Annotated in this window: 13 protein-coding genes and 1 pseudogene; 9 read left to right on the top strand and 5 right to left on the bottom strand. The window is 57.5% G+C overall.

Features of this window, described 5'->3' with window-relative positions; all coding sequences use genetic code 11:
• Nucleotide 1: 1 nt before the first annotated feature.
• On the top strand, nt 2–352 hold the full coding sequence (locus ACTG2W_RS07165) for a TusE/DsrC/DsvC family sulfur relay protein (RefSeq protein ID WP_019446869.1): 351 nt from the start codon (nt 2–4) through the stop codon (nt 350–352).
• A gap of 111 nt (nt 353–463) precedes the next feature.
• Here ACTG2W_RS07165 and ACTG2W_RS07170 read toward each other — a convergent pair whose 3' ends face one another.
• Nucleotides 464–1,378, bottom strand: a complete 915-nt coding sequence (locus tag ACTG2W_RS07170) for a Gfo/Idh/MocA family protein (protein ID WP_106842451.1) — start codon at nt 1,376–1,378, stop codon at nt 464–466.
• 128 nt (nt 1,379–1,506) lie between these two features.
• Nucleotides 1,507–2,388 carry a LysR family transcriptional regulator gene (locus ACTG2W_RS07175; protein WP_106842450.1) on the bottom strand — a complete coding sequence of 294 codons (882 nt, stop codon included), beginning with the start codon at nt 2,386–2,388 and terminating at the stop codon, nt 1,507–1,509.
• Nucleotides 2,389–2,493: 105 nt separating this feature from the next.
• Here ACTG2W_RS07175 and ACTG2W_RS07180 point away from each other — a divergent pair, with 105 nt between their 5' ends.
• The 6 genes from ACTG2W_RS07180 (at nt 2,494) to ACTG2W_RS07205 (ending at nt 9,117) form a co-directional block, all read left to right on the top strand.
• Entirely contained in the window at nt 2,494–3,102 is a 609-nt protein-coding gene (locus tag ACTG2W_RS07180) for a short chain dehydrogenase (protein ID WP_005347588.1), read from the top strand.
• A 183-nt stretch (nt 3,103–3,285) separates the two neighbouring features.
• Nucleotides 3,286–3,810, top strand: a complete 525-nt coding sequence (locus ACTG2W_RS07185) for a DinB family protein (protein WP_106842449.1) — start codon at nt 3,286–3,288, stop codon at nt 3,808–3,810.
• A 15-nt stretch (nt 3,811–3,825) separates the two neighbouring features.
• Nucleotides 3,826–4,266: a hypothetical protein gene (locus ACTG2W_RS07190; protein ID WP_106842448.1), complete on the top strand. Its 441-nt coding sequence runs from the start codon at nt 3,826–3,828 to the stop codon at nt 4,264–4,266.
• Between the two features lie 214 nt (nt 4,267–4,480).
• Nucleotides 4,481–5,980, top strand: coding sequence for a histidine-type phosphatase (locus ACTG2W_RS07195; protein WP_106842447.1), 1,500 nt, complete (start codon nt 4,481–4,483; stop codon nt 5,978–5,980).
• Between the two features lie 399 nt (nt 5,981–6,379).
• On the top strand, nt 6,380–7,468 hold the full coding sequence (locus tag ACTG2W_RS07200; RefSeq protein WP_106842446.1) for a DUF4297 domain-containing protein: 1,089 nt from the start codon (nt 6,380–6,382) through the stop codon (nt 7,466–7,468).
• Nucleotides 7,465–9,117 carry an AAA family ATPase gene (locus ACTG2W_RS07205; protein WP_100646511.1) on the top strand — a complete coding sequence of 551 codons (1,653 nt, stop codon included), beginning with the start codon at nt 7,465–7,467 and terminating at the stop codon, nt 9,115–9,117. The genes ACTG2W_RS07200 and ACTG2W_RS07205 overlap by 4 nt, the downstream gene beginning before the upstream one ends.
• Before the next feature lie 83 nt (nt 9,118–9,200).
• Here ACTG2W_RS07205 and ACTG2W_RS07210 read toward each other — a convergent pair whose 3' ends face one another.
• From ACTG2W_RS07210 to ACTG2W_RS07220, 3 genes are all read right to left on the bottom strand, one after another.
• Complete coding sequence (locus ACTG2W_RS07210) at nt 9,201–11,591, bottom strand: YgiQ family radical SAM protein (RefSeq protein WP_440016144.1); 2,391 nt, start codon at nt 11,589–11,591, stop codon at nt 9,201–9,203.
• 198 nt (nt 11,592–11,789) lie between these two features.
• Nucleotides 11,790–14,906 (bottom strand): efflux RND transporter permease subunit, encoded by a 3,117-nt coding sequence (locus tag ACTG2W_RS07215; RefSeq protein ID WP_144715938.1) that lies wholly within the window; start codon nt 14,904–14,906, stop codon nt 11,790–11,792.
• Nucleotides 14,906–15,955: an efflux RND transporter periplasmic adaptor subunit gene (locus ACTG2W_RS07220; protein ID WP_040065810.1), complete on the bottom strand. Its 1,050-nt coding sequence runs from the start codon at nt 15,953–15,955 to the stop codon at nt 14,906–14,908. The genes ACTG2W_RS07215 and ACTG2W_RS07220 overlap by 1 nt, the downstream gene beginning before the upstream one ends.
• A gap of 197 nt (nt 15,956–16,152) precedes the next feature.
• Here ACTG2W_RS07220 and ACTG2W_RS07225 point away from each other — a divergent pair.
• A pseudogene (locus ACTG2W_RS07225) lies at nt 16,153–17,691 on the top strand (sensor domain-containing diguanylate cyclase).
• A 46-nt stretch (nt 17,692–17,737) separates the two neighbouring features.
• A complete protein-coding gene (locus ACTG2W_RS07230) occupies nt 17,738–18,613 on the top strand; it encodes a patatin-like phospholipase family protein (protein WP_440016145.1) in 876 nt (291 codons plus the stop codon).
• Nucleotides 18,614–18,682 lie beyond the last annotated feature (69 nt).

Genomic DNA, 18,682 nt, shown 5'->3' on the forward strand with positions numbered 1-18,682 from the left:
CATGTCTGCGTCCGAAAAACATCAGCTGGAATTCAACGGCCAACTCATCGAGACCGATGCCAAGGGCTACCTGCTCAACAGCAACGACTGGAGCGAGGAGCTGGCGCTGGTACTGGCCGCGCAGGAGGGGATCACGCTTGAGGAGCCGCACTGGGAAGTGGTGCGCTTTGTGCGCGCCTTCTATCTGGAGTTCAACACCTCCCCCGCCATCCGCGCGCTGGTCAAGGCGATGGAGAAACAGTACGGCCCCGAGAAGGGCAACAGCCGCTATCTCTACAAGCTGTTCCCGGAAGGGCCCGCCAAGCAGGCGACCAAGATTGGCGGGCTGCCCAAGCCGGTGAAGTGCATCTGATCCCATGCATCTCATCCCATAACAACGGGGGCCGCAACTGCGGCCCCCGTTGTTTTTGGTGCACTATCTTCGCGCACCTCGTATTCATATCTCTCAGGCTTCCAGCCAGCCTTAACTCCGCTGGTCAGCCAGCGCCACCAGCTGCTCCGCCAGCCGGTGACCATGCAGGTAGGAGGCGATCAGCTCGCTGTCTGCCTTGCCCAATTCAATCTGCTGATACCAGTGCTCCAGCATGGCGGCAAAGCCGCGCTGGGCCAGCACCGGCTGCCAGTCGTTGGGGGCAAGCATCTGTGCCTGCTTGTCGCGGGCGATGATGCCGCGAGTGCAGTTCTCAAGGTGCAGGGAGAGGTTGTCGCCGTAGGCATCGATGCGCTCCTCGGTGATCCCGGCGCTGCGGTTCATGCTGCCGCTGATGGCGCGATCGCCGCTCTGCCAGCTGACGCTTACCCCGGCCAACAGGCTGTTATCCTGCGCACAGGGGCGCAATACCGCATGAAAGTCGCCGCCCGGCACGCCACCATAAAAACAGAGGCTGTCGAGCACATGGATAAAGTCGTCGAACATAAAATCCCGCGCCTTGCCGGGCAGGGCAAAGCGGTGCTTTTGCCAGTTCAGCTCGGTGAGCGGCTGGGCGCGCGCCTCGGCCATGGCGGGCAGATAACGGCGGTTAAAGCCGGTAAAGAGGGCGCAATCTTGCGCGATGGCGAGGTTGGCCAGCCCCTCTGCCTCGACCAGATTGTCGCACAGCGGCTTGTCGACAAAGGTGGGGATCCCTGCGCGCAGGCACTGCTCGGCCAGCTCTTGATGCACCGCGGTGGCGGCGTGGATCATCACGGCGTCGGGACGGCTGGCCAGCAGGGCCGCCACATCGGTAAAGCACTCGGCGACCCGATACTGGCGGGCGAGCTTTTCCAGCACCGCCGGATTGCGGGTGCAGAGCAGCGGGGTAACCCGCTCATCGCTCGCCAGCAGCGGCAGATAGGCTTTTTGGGCGATATCCCCCAGACCAATCATGGCAATGCGCATCTCAACTCCTTTTCACTCGATAACGGGACAAGCGGATAACTGCCCGCACCATCGCAGGATTTCTCCCGCAGATCCAGCCTGCCGTTAGCGCGCTGGCTGGTGGCGGCCGCTCTGTGCAAACGGCGACGTTATCCGGGCACGACAAGATCGCTGACCGACTTGATCACCTCGGCCAGCCACTCGATGGCGAGATTGCCCTGGCTTTTGCGATGCCTGCCGACCACCACCTCAAACGGCTGCGGCGCTCCGGCCAGCTCCAGCACACGAAAATCACCGAGGACGGCGATGGCCGACGGAATGCAGGCCGCTACGTCATTGACCGACATAAAGGCTTGCAGCGAGGTGTAACAGGGGAGCGTCGCCACCGCTGCGCTGGCGACCTGCTGCGGGCTCATCTGCCCTTCGAAATTGCCAACGCTGTTGGCGAACTGCACAAAGGGGATGGCCGCCAGATCCTGCGGGGCGTTGTCCGGAAGATATCGGGAGTCGCGGCGCAGCACGCAGCAGTAGTGATCCCGGCGCAGGGTGGCACGCAGCAACCCCGGGTCGAGATAGGCATCAAAGCCAATCACCAGATCGACCTCGCCGCTGGCCAGCGCCTCCAGATGCGCTTCGGCCTGAAAGTCCACCACATCGAGCCGGATGGAGGGCGCCTGAGTGCGCAGGGCGCTCGCCAACCTTGGGATAATGGCGAGCTGGGCATATTCGTTCGCCATCACCCTGAAGGTGCGCTGGCTGCTGGCGGGGTCGAAGGGGGTTGCCACAAAGACCCCGTCAATATCGGCCAGGATCTGCTCGCACTTGTCAGCCAGATCGCAGGCGTAATCGGTCGGCTGCAACCCGGCGCTCTGGCGGATAAAGAGTTCGGCGGGAAAGAGCTCGCGCAGCTTTTTCAGATGGCTGCTCACCCCCTGCTGGGAGATCTCCAGCAGCTCGGCCACCCGCGACACACTCTTGTATCTGACCAGCAGCACCAGCACCCGCATCTGCCTGATATCGATCTTCTCCACCCTTACCTCACCAATTTCAGTTGTATCACATACAAATTACCAATGATTTACATTGTATCAGTGGCTCTCTAACCTTGCAGCTCTTCCAGCAAAGCGAGGTTAACGATGAAAACGGTCATTCTGATTGGTGCTCAGGGGAAAATGGGGCAAGCCGCCCTCAGTGGTCTGGGCAAGCACAAGGTCATTACCGCCAGCCGCTCCGGCGAGGGGTGTGATTTTCAGGTGGATATTACCAGCAGAGAGTCCATCGAACGGCTCTACCAAAACGTGGGCTCCTTCGATGCGGTGGTCAATACCGCAGGATTTTGCGAATACGCCCCCTTTGGCGAGATGAGCGACGAGCAGTGGCAAACCACCATCCAGAGCAAACTGATGGGGCAGATCAATCTGGTCAATATCGGCCTCAACTACATCAATCAGGGGGGCTCCTTCACCCTGATCTCCGGCATCCTCAATATCAAGCCGATCCCGCTGGCCATTGCCGATGCCACCACCAGCGGCGCCATCGATACCTTTGTCCAGTGCGTGGCCCACGAGCTGCCCCGCGGCATTCGCATCAATGTGGTCAACCCGACCGTACTGGAAGAGGCGTGGGACGTATATGGCGAGATGATGCCCGGCTTCCAGCCGGTGCCGGGCGCTCTGGTCGGCAAGGCGTTTGAGCGCTCCGTCGATGGTTTTATTAGCGGTCAGGTGCTCTATGTCGATGCCTGATCCGGTTCAGGTTTGACCCAATGCCTTGGTAACTCCTTGTCGATGTTTTTCCTCTTCCCCGAAAGCGCCCTGCTCTCGGGGCTTTTTGTATGGCGGGGGCAGAACAGCAATAGAACGGGTTTCGTATTGAACCCATTTTGGCTACCATGCCGCACTTCACGAAGCGATAAGGCCAAGGACGCGATGAGCAACGAGACACTGCAATCCCTCTTTCACTACAAACGCTGGGCCGATGGCGAACTGCTGGATGCGATCGCCACACTCGATGCGCAGCAATATGGCGAGGCCCACCACACTTGCCTCAGGATCTTCAACCATATCCATGTGGTCGATACCATCTTCAAGGCCAATCTGCTGGGGGAACGCCACGGCTTTACCGCCACCAATACCCCGGAGACGCCGACCCTCACCGCCCTGCACAGCGCAGTCACCGAGCTGGATAACTGGCTGGTGGATTACGTTGGGGCGCTGAGTCCGCAAGAGGGTGCAACCCCGCTCTCGTTTCACTTTGTCGATGGTGACAAGGGACAGATGAGCCGCGATGAAATGCTGCTCCATCTGGTGACTCATGGCGGCTATCACAGGGGAGCCATCGGGCGGATTCTGGTGCAGTGCGGCATCACGCCGCCGCGCGATACCCTGACCACCTTTTTGCATCGCAGCGAGCCGGAGCGACGTGGCCAAGATAGCGCGTCACTGGCGCAATAACGGAGTCTTGCCCTTATGAATCGTCCTGTATGTATTTCTCATCCGCTGCTGCTCGCGCTGCCATTGCTGCTAGGTGGCTGCGCTGCCGCCATCGATCACTACGCGGGGCGCTTTCGCAACACCCTGGTATCGGGGGAAACCCGCGCGACCATTCGCGCCGAGCTGGGCGAGCCCCAGCATTGCCAGCAGGCCGCCTTTCTGACCGAGGATAAGGTGCAGGGCTGCGATCGTTTTACCGTGCTCGGCAAGATCCACAAGCGCGCTGACGGCAATGGCCAGGCCACGGCAAGCGCCGTGACCATGGGGATGGGGGAGCTGATCCTGATACCGATGACAGTAGCCGGGGTCGCGGCGGATTACACCCAGCGCCACACCATTACCGTCTATTACGATCGGGACGATCACTACCTGTTTCACACCCTGCAGAACGCCAAGGGGCAGGAGGTAAGACAATAAGGCCCCATCCCAAACGCGCTCACTGACCACTCAGCCGTGACAGGCGCAGTGGTTGGTTGAGCCTCTATTACCCTCCCTATAGCCATCCTCTGCCCCTCCCCTTGCTTACTGCTTTATCAGAAGTCATCAGCCTGTCATCTGGCTGACATCCCGCGGTCATTTTCAAGCCATAGAGTTTTTCACTTATTTTTCATATGGATAGATAAGGAACATCATGACTTTCCCGCGCTCTTCTTATGTGGCTTTGGCCGTCTCGCTGGTCTTGCTTGGTGGCTGCCAGTCAGAGAACGAATCGTCTGCCGACAGCCAGGGCAAAACCGCCTATCAATACAGCACCAAAGCAGTCTACAGCCCGCAGCAGCAGGCGGAGAGCTACGAGCCAGCGCCCCAGGGGTTCAGCCCAGTCTTTACCGAGATGGTGGCGCGCCACGGCTCGCGCTCCCTCTCCAGCCCGAAATATGACGTGCTGACCAAGCTGGTATGGGAAGAGGCGCAGCGTCAGGGGGCGCTCACCACTCTCGGGCAGGGGCTGGGAGGCAAGGTCGATCTGGTGACGGCCGCCAACCAGAAACTGGGCTACGGCCTGCTCTCGGCGCTGGGCAAGGAGGAACACGCCAACCTCGCCACCCGGCTGGCGGCGCGGCTGCCGACCCTGCTCAACAGCAGCGAGCCCCACTGCATCAAGGTGGTCACCTCGGGCAAGGACAGGGCCAACGAAAGTGCCTTCTACTTTATGGAGAGCCTCAAGCGCGACGTGAGCTATGTCAGTGACTCGGCGCAGTGCTACCTCAAGCAAGATGACCCCTCGAAGATCGACAAAAAGCTGGTCAACAAGTTCGAGCTTTACTTCCACAAGACCACGCCCGAGGGGGATTACGCCCGCTACCTGCCCGCCTATGAGAGCTACCAGCGCTTTATCGGTGACGAAGATACCGGAATCGCCCCGACCCCCGAGCTGGCGAGAGCGCTGGATCAGCTTAAAAACCTGAGCAAGACCAAAGAGATGGCTCGCAGCATGCTGGAGCGTATCTACAGCAAGGGCTTTGTCGACTATCTGGCGGGCGGCGTCGAGTTTGTCGCCGTCAATCCGGAAGATGGCGGCATGACCTATGTGCGCGACGAGGTGGATGCCGCCCTGATGCTCTACAACCTCTTTATCATCGGCCCCGGCATGATCCGCGAAGCGCAGGCACAGGGCAGCGAGCCATGGGCGCTGGAGCAGTTCCTCACCCCGGAAGAGTCTGCCTGGTTCTCCTACCTCTCCGATGCGGAAGATTTCTACGAGAAGGGGCCGAGCTTTGCCAACCAGAGCGCTCCCTACGCCATTGCCCAGCCGCTGCTCGACGGCCTGTTTGGCGAGGTGCAACGTCAGGTAGTGGAGGGTGAGCAGAGCCGACGGGCCACCCTGCGCTTTGCCCACGCCGAGGCCATTATCCCCCTCGCCGCCCTGATGAAGCTGGAAGGGAGCCGTCAGGGGGCCAGCCCGGATCAGCTGTTCAGCCAGCAGAACAACGAGTGGCGCGGCGGCTGGGTCTCCCCCTATACCGCCAATATCCAGTGGGATATCTACCAGAACGGGCAGCGGCAGGTGCTGGTCAAGATGCTCTACAACGAAAAGGAGATCGCCTTTAAAACCGGCTGCCAACCCTACCAAAGCGGCAGCCACTACTACGACTTCGAGGAGCTCAAGCGCTGCTACGGCTATAACGGCTAACCCCAAACACGCCGGATATGGCAATCACAAGGGGCGACCAGCAGGTCGCCCCTATTCACTCCCCTTCCCTGCTTGCCAGAGATGAATATGGCTATAAAGCCGCCTTCCGGCTCCATTTGCTGATCAAGCGCAAAAAATGATTAATTTCTGATGGTTATGTCACTTAAAGGCTCGCCTCGGCAGTTTCGTTTGGCTTACCATGGCCATTCAGAACCTGTTGAGCTGCGATGGGTTGCTGCTATCGCGGGTCAAGGGAGCATATTGGAAGCTGTAATCCACGGGCGGTAGCGTGGGATTTGGCTGCACTACACCTTGTTAAGAAACATAAGTGTCCCTGATTCTTCCTTATGCCTTTAATCCAAGATGAGCAAGTCAAATTAACAATAAATAAGGAAGTCTATGGGTTTAGCTGAAGCCTTAGTTGATATTCCACAATCTGAAAGAGGCGGAGAAATTGCTCAGCGCGGTTTTGATTATCAAGCTTGCTGGGCTTTATCTGAGATGCTGGAATATGAGCTAAATGGTAAAAATTATGTTTTTATTTTTGAGTATCACGATGATGTCCTTATTCTTGATGATCACTCACCCCCCCAAAATTTGACATTTGCACAAGTAAAAACAAATGAAAATCACTGGACAGCATCGTCACTGAGCAATAGCACCAGCAAAAAACCTATATCTATTATTGGAAAACTATTTGTTCATTACAAAAATTTTATTGAGTATTCACCGAAACTTTTGTTTGTTACAAACGCATCATTAAATTTATGTGGTAGTAATGGTGGAAAATCTTCTTTTAGGGCTAATGAAATAAAGAATGAATACCAGATAAAATTTAAAAAAGCAATAAAGAACCAGGTTAAGCTCGATGATTCATGTATTGACCTTTCAGTAATGAAGTTTATTCAGTCATCATTGAGCCTAGATGATCACATTATCCATCTCAAAGGTAAACTATGTGACTTCATTAGTAGGAAGTATGGTGATAGCTCTATTCTTAATATTAATGCGCTAGCATCATTACTGGATCAGGAATGTCGAAAAAAATCTAAGGTTAAGTCAGCAGATATAATTGACTTTTCAGATTTAATCGCAAGAAAAGGATTTTCATCTCAAGATTTCAACTCTGTTCTAGAAGAGTTGAATGCTATTAATAAAACTATACCTACTTGGGAAATGGCAAGGCAGGTATTTCATGACCTTCATAAAACTTCAATACAGCTCATTCTATTACAAGCAAACTTCTCACAGATTTGCATAGAAATAAACCAAGATGTGAATAATCCGACACGCACTTATCAAAAGTATGCCATTGCATTTTACGACGAATCAAAAATCAATTTAAATCTAGAAGAATATATACTTACAACCATAAACAATATTGATGCACGTTGCCCTGACTACAAATTGGCTTTAACATCAGGAAAAAAAGAATGCATCGTTGTTTATTCCATAATTCAGAAGTTGCTAGAAGGGAATAAGACATGAGACACATCTACTTTAAAAGTGCCCATATATTATCCCTTCGAGATAAAAAAGGCTTCTCTTATGAATTCTCACCCGATATAAATATTATTACTGGAGAGAATGACACAGGGAAGTCCAGTTTTATAAAGAATCTATATTATACATTAGGAGCCGATATTCGCTTAGATCAGAAGTGGAAGAAAGATAGCTTTGTTTCAAAGGTTGTCATTTGCGTAAAAAATCGAGACTATGCATTTATTCGTCACGGAAAACGTATTTCCATATTTGATATTACTGATGACAATGAACATCTCCTAGTGACTTCTAATTCTCGTACAGAGATCGCTTTGACCGTACGAGATATATTTGACTTTAATTTAGAGCTGGTTTTAAAGGATGCCTTGGTTCAAGGGCAAGCACACCCAGCAAGCCTTTATCTTCCGTTCTATATTGATCAGGATGACGGATGGGCGACAGTATTAGATTCATTTAGTAGCTTGAAGATGTACAAAGACTGGCAGAAAAACATCCTTAATTTTCATACTGGGATTAAGCCAAAGGAATATTATAGGCTTCAAGGTAAAATTAGTTTAATAGATATTGACCTTAAAGAAACACGAGCAACATTAAAAGCTCTAGAAACTGCTAAGAAGCGCTTCGAAGATTCATTCGGAAGAGTACTATTTGATATTGATATTGAATATTATGAAATGTTATTGGAACGATTTCTGAGTAAGTGCCAGCATTTACATCAGGAAGAAACAGAGTACAGAATTAAACTCATAAAAGCTCTATCTCAACGAGATGAATTAGTAGCAGAGATAGACTCATCCAAAAGACAGCTTGATGACAGTAATATAGATTTTTTATCCCCGTCTGCAAGCTTAGAAGCCAAGTATGCCATCCTTGCAAACAGAGAAAATCTGTTGCAAATCATCCCTGAGTTGTATGATCAAAAATCATTATATGATGATCAAATTTCTAAAATAAAAGAAGACTTGAGAAACGCTCAAAAATTAAGCTCAGAACTTAAATGTATGCTTCAAGAAGTTAAAGAGCAACTGACACTTCAAGATGTTATAAAATCTCAAGCAAGTAAACAGGTTGAGTCAACATTCGATGAACAGATCGATGAACTACTAAGAAAAATTGGAGAACTAGATCAATCCAGAACTAAATTATCAGAGCGTTTAGCAGAGTTCGATGATAAAAAACGCACCCGTGAAATTAATGAAATATTTAAAGAGTCATTGATTTTTGCACAAACCGAACTAGGTATAAAAGACCCAAAAGTTGGAACTATTCTCCAATACGGTCCTATATCAAAAAGCGAAACTGGTAGCCGTGCGCCAAGAGCAATATTAGCTTATCATTATGCTCTTCTTAAAACGATAGAAGCTAAATCAACAAACCCGATGCTCCCAGTTATAATTGACTCACCTAAACAACAGGATCCTGATCCGCATACTACAAAAAAATTATTTGATTTATGTATTAATGGCCTATCTACTAACAATCAGCTTATTATCGGTTCTGTTTCTTTCGAAAGAGAAACTAATGCATTTAAAACACTTACAATGACTGAAAAATACAGCTTATTAAAAGCACATTTATACAGCGATGTTTATCAGCAAATCATGCCGTTATACCAAAAAGCATCTTTGTCTTAATCAGATTGCTTAGACAGCACAGCCTGTAAAAAGGCGACCATCCGGTCGCCTTTTTATTTTCTATCGCTTTCCTATCAGAAATATTACCGTACCGGTCGCTTGGCACTATTGCCTTTGGCCGCAGGCTTGCCGCCCTGCTGAGTGGCAGGTTTGGAGGAGCCGGCACGGGTAGGCGCCTTGCCCTTATGGGCGGGTTTGCCAGTTGGTTTGCCCTTACCAGCATTCTGGCCTGCGCCTTGTCCGGCGGGCTTGCCGTTCCCCAGCTTGAGCTCGGAGCCCAGCGGCTTGCCATTGCCCTTGCCGCTCTTGTTGGTGCTGCCGCTAGCGTGCTGACCATTGCTCTGGCCCGCAGCCTTGTTGCCTGCGCCGTTGCCGCGCTGATGGGCAATGTTGCTATGGCGAGTCAGGGCCGGTTTCATCCCCTTGCCGCTGGCGGCGCGCTCGTTACGCCCTTCCGCAGGCACCAGACAGCCCGGGCCATTGCCAATCAGGTGGCCCTTGCCCATGGCGAGCAGGGCTTCGCGGATCATCGGCCAGCCTGCGGGGTCGTGGTAGCGCAGCAGCGCCTTGTGCAGGCGGCGACGGCGCTCGCCCTTGGCAACAAACACATCGCCACCGGTGCGGCTCACCTTGTTTAACGGGTTTTTCTCCGTGTAATACATGGTGGTGGCGTTGGCGAGCGGCGACGGGTAGAAGTTCTGCACCTGATCGAGCTTGAAGCGGTTCTCTTTGACCCAGAGCGCCAGATTGATCATGTCTTCATCCGTGGTGCCCGGGTGGGCGGAGATAAAGTAGGGGATCAGATACTGCTGCTTGCCCGCCTCTTTGGAGTATTTGTCGAACAGCTCCTTGAACTGGTAGTAGCTGCCCATGCCCGGCTTCATCATCTTGGAGAGGGGCCCCTCCTCGGTGTGTTCCGGCGCGATCTTGAGGTAGCCGCCGACGTGGTACTTGGCCAGCTCCTTGATATAGCGGGGATCTTCGACCGCGATGTCGTAACGCACGCCGGAGGCGATGAGGATCTTCTTGATCCCCTTGAGGTCGCGCGCCTTGCGATAGAGGTTGATGGTCGGGCTGTGGTCGGTGTCCATGTGCGGGCAGATGGTGGGCCAGACACAGGAGGCGCGACGGCAGGTCTGCTCGGCCTTGGGGCTCTTGCAGCGCAGCTTGTACATGTTGGCGGTAGGGCCGCCGAGATCCGAGATGACACCGGTAAAGCCCGGCACCTTGTCGCGGATATCTTCGATCTCTTTGAGGATCGACTCTTCCGAGCGGCTCTGTATGATGCGCCCTTCGTGCTCGGTGATGGAGCAGAAGGAGCAGCCGCCAAAGCAGCCGCGCATGATGTTGACCGAGGTCTTGATCATCTCGAACGCCGGGATCTTCTCGTTGCCATAGGCCGGGTGCGGCACCCGCTGGTAGGGCAGGCCGAATACGCCGTCCATCTCCTCGGTTTCCAGCGGGAAGGCGGGCGGGTTGACCCAGACGATGCGATCACCGTGAGCCTGCGACAGGGCGCGGGCGCAGCCGGGGTTGGTCTCGTGGTGCAGAATGCGCGAGGCGTGGGCGTAGAGCACCTTGTCCTCTTTCACGCGCTCGAACGCCGGCAGCTTCACATAGGTTTTTTCCCACGGCTTGGGCTTGGCCGGCTGCACCAGCACAGGCTGGGCCTCCTGCGCGGCAGGGGCCGCTTCAGTGGCGTCATCCGAGCAGGGTGCCCCTTCCATATAGGGGTTCATGATGGGATCGATGCGGCCAATCTGGTCGAGCTTGCTCGAATCCACCCCTTTCCAGCCCGGCAACGGCTCCTTGCGGATCACGGCGGTACCGCGAATATCCTGCATGGTGTCGATGGTCTCCCCCGCCGCGATGCGGTGGGCGACTTCCACCAGCGGCCGCTCGGCGTTGCCGTAGATCAGGATATCGGCCTTGGCATCGAGCAGGATGGAGCGGCGGATGGTCTCGGACCAGTAGTCGTAGTGGGCGATACGGCGCAGCGACGCCTCGATGCCGCCGATAACGACGGGCACCTCCTTGAAGGCCTCTTTGCAGCGCTGGGTATAAACCAGAGTGGCGCGATCCGGCCGCTTGCCGCCCACATCCCCCGGGGTGTAGGCGTCGTCGTGGCGCAGCTTCTTGTCAGAGGTGTAGCGGTTGATCATGGAGTCCATGTTGCCCGCGGTCACCCCGAAGAAGAGGTTCGGTTTGCCCAGACGCATAAAGTCATCCTTCGATGACCAGTCCGGCTGGGCGATGATGCCGACCCGAAAGCCCTGCGCCTCCAGCATGCGGCCGATGACCGCCATGCCGAAGCTCGGGTGATCCACATAGGCATCCCCCGTCACCAGAATGACGTCGCAGCTGTCCCAACCCAGCTTGTCCATCTCTTTGCGGGACATGGGCAGGAAGGGCGCCGTGCCGTAGCACTCGGCCCAATAGCGGGGATAGGAGAAAAGGTTGGGTACCGGCTGCATTTTGAACACCTGGAAAAATTCGGGTCGCGCATTATACCGGTTGCGGCCAAGGGGAGCGATGGCTTTTTGTCCCTATAGATCCCGCGGAATAGGCTGCCGCCCGCAATAGCAAGGGCGCCCGCAGGCGCCCTTGTGATGATGAGGCTGATAACCGGCCCCGCTTGAGCGCGCAGGTCAGGATTCAGGCCAAGGCGCTGATCAGAGCGCCGGAGGGTGCGACTCCCCTGCCCCCTTGGCGGCCAGCGCTTCGTCTACCTGTTGATCCCGCGCCCCTGTCATGCCAGCGTGACGGGCGATCAGATGGTAGATGGCAGGCACCACCAGCAGGGTAACCAGGGTTGCCAGCGACAATCCGAAGAAGACCACAGTCCCCACCGCCATCCGGCTCTCGTAACCTGCCCCCATGGAGAGCATCAGCGGCACAGCGCCGATAATGGCGGTGAGCGAGGTCATCAGGATGGGGCGCAAACGGCGCACCGAGCCTGCGATGATCGCCTCCTCGAACCCTTCGCCGCGCTGGCGCAGCTGGTTGATGAACTCGACGATGAGGATGCCGTTCTTGGTCACCATGCCGATCAGCATGATCATGCCGATCTGGCTGTAGATGCTCATCTCCTGCCCCGTCAGCCAGAGGCCAAGCAGACCGCCGAAGATGCCGAGTGGCACCGTCACCATCACCACCGCCGGGGTCAGGGTGCTCTCGAACTGGGCCACCAGCACCAGATAGACCACCAGCAGGGCGAGGCCAAAGACCAGCACCATCTCCCCCTGATTGTCGCGGTAATCCTTGGAATCACCGGCGTAATCCACCGTCATGCCGGTGGGCAGGTTGGCGTTGGCCCAGCCATCGAGGAAATCGAGGGCCTCACCCAGGGTGTGATCGGGGTGCACATCGGCGGTCAGGGTAATCGCTTTTTGCCGCTGGTAGTGGTTGAGGCGGTTGGCGGTCGCCACCTGCTTGACGGTGGCCAGAGTCGAGAGACTGACCATCTCGCCATTAGCGGCCTTCAGGTAGATGCGGCCGAGATCCGAGATGCCGTTGAACTCGGTCTGGTTGCCGCGCAGGTAGACGTCATACTCCTCGCCCCTGTCCACATAGGTGGTCTTGCTCGCCCCGCCCAGCAGGGTCTGCAAGCTGTTGGCCACGGTGGAGACCGGAATGCCGAGCTGGCTGGCGCTGTCGCGATTGATGGTCACCTGCAGCTCGGGGGTCTTCTCGGCGTAGTCGAGATCCGGGCTCAGCATCAGGCCGCTGCCCTGCGCCGCCTGTTGCAGCGCCAACCCTTGCTGGTAGAGCTCGGCATAGTCGTTACCCTGCAGCACGAACTGCACCGGTGCGGTGGAGCCACCCCGGAAGCCGGGCTGGAAGGTGCGGATCATCACATCGGGAATGCCGGAGAGCTTGGCCCCCAGCGAGCGGGAGAACTCGGTGGCGGTGACATCGCGCTCGGCCCAGTCGGTGAGCTGGATGATCACCATACCGGTCTGATCGCCGCCACGGCCAAAGGCAGGGGTGCTGAAGCTCAGCGCCTGCACCACCCCTTTGCCCAGCATCGGCATGATGGCGGACTCCACCTGCTGCATGTTGCGCTTCATCCGCTCGATGCTGGTCCCCTCTGCGCCCTTGACGAAGACATAGATGACGCCGCGATCCTCGGTCGGGGTAAGGCTGGTCGGCAGCTGGGTAAAGAGGGCCCCGATACCGCCCAGACAGAGCAGCAGCACCAGCGGCGTCCAGCGGGAGCGACGCAGCACCCACGCCAGCAGGTGGCGATAGTGCCCCTCCAGCCAGCCGAGCCCGCGATCGAGCCCGGCGGTGAGCCGGTTCGGTTTATCCAGCGGGCGCATCAGCCAGGAGCCCATGGCCGGGGTGAGGGTCAGCGCCACCAGCGAGGAGCAGAGCACCGCCAAGGAGAGCAATATCGCAAACTCGGTAAAGAGCCGCCCCACCATGCCATCCATAAAGGCGATGGGGACAAACACCATCACCAGCACGGCGGTGGTGGCGATGACCGCAAAGCCCACCTCGCGGGTGCCGTGCCAGGCGGCCAGCAGGGGCGGTTCACCCCGCTGCAGATGGTGGTGGATGTTCTCCACCACCACGATGGCATCATCCACCACCAGGCCGATGGCGAGAATAAGGGCCAGCAGGGTGATGAGGTTGATGGAAAAGCCGAAATACCAGGCGCCGATAAAGGCGGAGATGAGCGACACCGGCACCGTGATGGCAGGAATAAGCGTGGTGCGCCCCTGCCCGAGGAACAGATAGAGCACCGCCACCACCAGCACGGCGCAGATGGCCAGGGTCTCGTACACCTCGTCGATGGCCTGCTTGATAAAGATGGTGGAGTCGTAATCCACCTCGAGCTTGGCCCCCTCAGGCAGGAAGCGCTGCATCTCGCCGAGTTTCTTCTCGATCCCCTGCGCTACCGCCAGCGGGTTGGCGGTGGACTGGGCGACGATGCCGATACCCAGACTCTCTTTGCCGTTGCGCTGATAGGCGCTGTCTTCGTTCTTGGCCCCCACCTCCACGTCGGCGATATCGGCCAGATAGACGCTCTGACCGTTGGCGGCTGTGGTGACTTGCAGCTGCTGGAAATCTTCCGCTGTGTGGTAGAGACGGGCGATCTGCACCGCCATGGTCATGGAGTTGTTGCGGATCTCGCCCCCCGGCAGCTCGATATTCTCCCGCTTGAGGGCCTCTTCCACATCGCTCACCGTGATGCCACGGGCGGCCATGTCGGCCGGGCGCAGCCGCACATACATCACCTGGGTGAGATCGCCGGAGAGCGCCACTTCGCTCACGCCATCCACCAGACTCAGGGGGTCGACCAGCACCCGGTTGGCGTAGTCGGTCATGGCGGTGCGATCCATCTGGCTGCTGCTGAAGTTGAGCCAGATCGCCACATCGCCGTTGCCGCTGTCCTTGGTCACCAGCGGCTCGTCCACATCATCGGGTAGCCGGGGCCGCGCGCGGGAGAGAGCATCACGCACATCGGAGATACCCTCCACCATGTTCCAGCCGAGCTTGAACTCGACGGTGATCATCGAGCGCCCCTTGCGGGTCATGGAGTTGATGTTCTTGATGCCGCTGATGCCGGAGAGCTGATCCTCGATGGGCTTGGTGACCTGACTCTCCATCACCGAGGGGGCGGCCCCCTCATAGGTGGTGGTGATGGAGACCGACGGGATCTGCACATCGGGCATCTCCCGCACCGTCAACTTGCTGAACGCGACCAGACCAAACACGGTGAGAAGGGCGCTGAGCACCACCGCCACCAGCGGGCGGCGAACTGAGATATCGGAGAGCCACATCAGCCGTTCACCTCGGCCAGGTCACGCACCTGCACCCCATCACGCAGATTGACCAGCCCCTCGACCACGATGCGATCGCCGACCTTGAGCCCCTCGGTGACCCAGACGGTCTCCCCTTCGGTCTCGCCGAGCACCACAGGCACCCGCTTGACCCGGCCATCGGCCTCGAGACGGTAAACAAAGCGCTGCTCACCGGCGTACTCCACCGACTGGGCGGGGATCAGGGTAAGCTGCTGGGCAGGCAGTGCCAGCTCCACATTGAGCAGCATGCCTGGGCGCAACTGACCGTTGCCATTGGGGATCATCACCCGCGCCTTGATGTTCTGGGTATCGTTGGAGACGCGGCTGTCGAGAGTAGTGAGAGTGCCGTTGAATTGCTGATCCGGCCAGGCAGTACTGGTGGCGGTGACCGCCATGCCCGGTCGCAGCAGGGAGAGGTAACGCTCCGGCACCGCCAGATCGAGGCGCAGTTTGTCGAGTTCATCGAGATGCAGCAGGGTATCGCCGCTGTTGACCAGCGCCCCTTCGCTCAAGTCAATCAGGCTCACGGTGCCGGCAAAGGGCGCCTGCAGGGTACGCAGGGAGAGCTCGTAACGGGCTGCATCGAGGCGTGCCTGCACCTGGGCCACGGTGGCCTCCTGCCCCTCCAGCTCGGATTGGGTCACGGCGCCACGGGCCACCAGCTTGCGCATATCCCCCAGCTTGCGGTTCTCGTCGCGCAGACTGGCGCTCTGCTCGGCCAGCTCCGCCTGCTGCTTGCCCGCATCGAGCGCGATCAGGGTCTCCCCCTTCGCCACACTCTGGCCAGATTGCACCGCAATCTTGACGATGCGACCGGTCACTTCGGGGCTGATGATGACGGAACGATTGGCCGCCAACTTGCCCACCAGCTTGAGGGTTGGCTCGGCCAGACTCTGTTTGACAGTTTGAGTGCGGATATTGACCTGTCTGGTCGGTGCTTTGGCGGCGGGTTCGCTGTGACGCAGCGCCCAGACGCCGGCAACCACGATTAGAAGAAGGCCCAAGCCGAGCCAGATACGCATTTTCATCGAACAGTCCATGAAGAGTGAGAGGGTAAATCCAGATTGGGGCCATTTTAGCCCCAGACTATGCCGTGACTATGTATAAATGTGACAAAACGTAACAAGAGCGGGATAAGCTCACTCTGTTTCAGGTCGCGCCGTTTGTTTTCACGCCACATCGCATACACTAACGACAATTTCCTTCGCAACCCGACTGACTGCCTATGCCCAAAATGTCTGACCACCGCTTTCTCACACGCCTGACCTGGCTCCTGTTTGCCGTGGTCATCCTGCTGATTGGTCTGACCTTGCGGCAAAGCCTGAAACAGATAGAACGCCTCTACCAGAGCGATACCCTCAACAGCGCCATCTACCTGCGGGATCGGTTCAAGCAGACCGAAGTGTTTCTGGAGGCGATGCGCGGTCAGGCCGAAGAGCGACTGCGCAGCGATCCCCAGTCGGTGCTCACCCGCCAGCTCTATCGCCATATCGAGGTGCTGCCAGAGGGGCTGGCCCTCGACAAGCTCCCCGGTGATTTACCGGCCGGACTGGCGGGCAACCTCACCAGTGACGGCCCGCTGCCGCCCCCCGGCAGTGCGCGGGAGGCGCAACTTCATTTGGCCCTGAGCCTCTCTCCCTTGCTGGCCACTGCCAGCCAGCGCCTGGGCAGCGAGATCGCCTGGGCCTACTTCACCGGCGTGGACAACTTTATCTACCTCTATCCCTAGATCCCCTCCAGCCAGTTTCGTTTTGCCCGCAGCATCTATGACAAGCACTACTGGCAGGATGCGCTGATGTCACCCAACCCAAGCCGGGACACCATTCTCTCCCGCCCCTACGAAGATTTTGCCGGACTGGGCACCATGGTCACCATGTCCCAGCCTCTCTACAAGGACGGCTCGCTGGTAGGGATGATCAGCATGGACATCCTGCTCTCACGCTTGCAATCGCAGCTCAATCAGCTGGCGCCGGCGCTGGGTGAGTATCTGCTGCTCAATCAGTACCATCAGGTGCTGGCCAGCAGCGCACTCCAGCCCGTGGTGCCGCAAGACCCCGAGCCGACCGATGAATACCAGTGGCAACAAGGGGCATTGCAGCTGACCATGGCAATCCCAGATACCCCGTTGCGACTGGTGCACAACGTCACCCTGCTGCCGCTGGTGTGGGCCATGCTCTGCCAGTCCACGCCGACCCTGCTCGCCATTCTCTTTATGCTGCTGGCCGCCCTCTCCAACCTGAGATCCCACCGCCTCAACCAGCGGCTCAATTACCTCTCCTGCCACGATGCCCTCACCGGCGCCTTCAACCGCCACTATCTGGTGCTGCTGGAACAGGCGGGAGAGCTGTCCCGGTTGCAAGCGGGGATCCTGATGTTCGATGCGGATCACTTCAAACGGGTCAATGACAACTTCGGCCATGCCGTCGGCGATATCGTGCTGATCCGGCTGGTGCAGATCTGCCAGCAGCAGATTAGGCCCACTGATCGCCTGATCCGCTGGGGGGGCGAGGAGTTTCTGCTGCTGATTGGCCGCGCTGATGCAACGCAGCTCGGCGAGCTGGCGGAGCGGCTGAGAAAGGCGGTGGCGGATCACGACTGGGCCGCCATCGAGCCCGGGCTGGAGGTCACCATCAGCCTCGGCTATCTGCCCCACCAGGAGAACCTTCCCCTGCACGAAGCGGTGCGCCGCGCCGATGTGGCGCTCTATCAGGCCAAGGCCAACGGTCGCAACCGCAGCGAAAGATGGCAGGGTGACGCCTCCTGACTCTCGGAGTAAGCTGAGCCCTCAACCCCTTTTTTGGAGGACTGTCGTGCCACGTAAACCCCGCGTAGGGCTCGCTCTCGGGAGCGGCGCAGCCAGAGGATGGGCCCATATCGGCGTCATCCGCGCCCTTGAACGTCTCGGCATTAAACCGGATTTGATCGCTGGCTGCTCCATCGGCAGCTTTGTCGGTGCCGCCTATGCCGCCGGTGAACTGGATCGGCTGGAAACCTGGGTGCGCGGCTTTACCCGCCTGCAGGTGGTCAGCCTGCTCGACCCGGCCCTCTCCGGCGGTCTGTTTCGCGGCGAAAAGGTGTTTGGCCTTGCCGCCAGCCATCTGGGGGATCCCGATCTCGAGAACCTGCCCATCCCCTTCGCCTGCATCGCCACCGAACTCGATACCGGCCGCGAGATCTGGCTGCAACAGGGCCCGCTGCGCCAGTCGGTGCGCGCCTCCTGCGGCATGCCGGGGATCCTCACCCCGACCCGGATCAACGACCGCTGGCTGGTCGATGGCGCAGTAGTCAATCCGGTGCCCATTTCGCTGGCCCGCGCCATGGGGGCCGAGGTGGTGATTGCGGTCAACCTCAACACCGATATGCACCAACCCTGGACCGACGAGCCGGATCAACCCGGCAACGGCGGCCTGCTCAGCCAGTGGCTCAATCGCGGTGAATCCGCGCCAGCTACCCCGGGTCTGTGGAGCGTGATGAGTGGCTCCATTAACATCATGCAGGAGCGGATAACCCGTGCCCGGATGGCCGGTGACCCGCCGGAGATCCAGCTCTGCCCGCGCCTTGGCAGCTTCTCCATCATGGATTTTCATCGCGCCAGCGATGCCATCAACGAGGGGGAAGCCTGTGTCGAGCGCAATCTCGATCAGCTCAAGGATGAACTGGGCCGCCTCGGGTTGCTGGGCAGTTAGTTGTCGGCATGCTGCGGTTTACACATGAAAAAAGCGCCATTCGGCGCTTTTTTTTCAACTTCCCTACCC

Source organism: Aeromonas sp. 96A, from assembly GCF_051919165.1.
Lineage (GTDB): Bacteria > Pseudomonadota > Gammaproteobacteria > Enterobacterales > Aeromonadaceae > Aeromonas > Aeromonas veronii.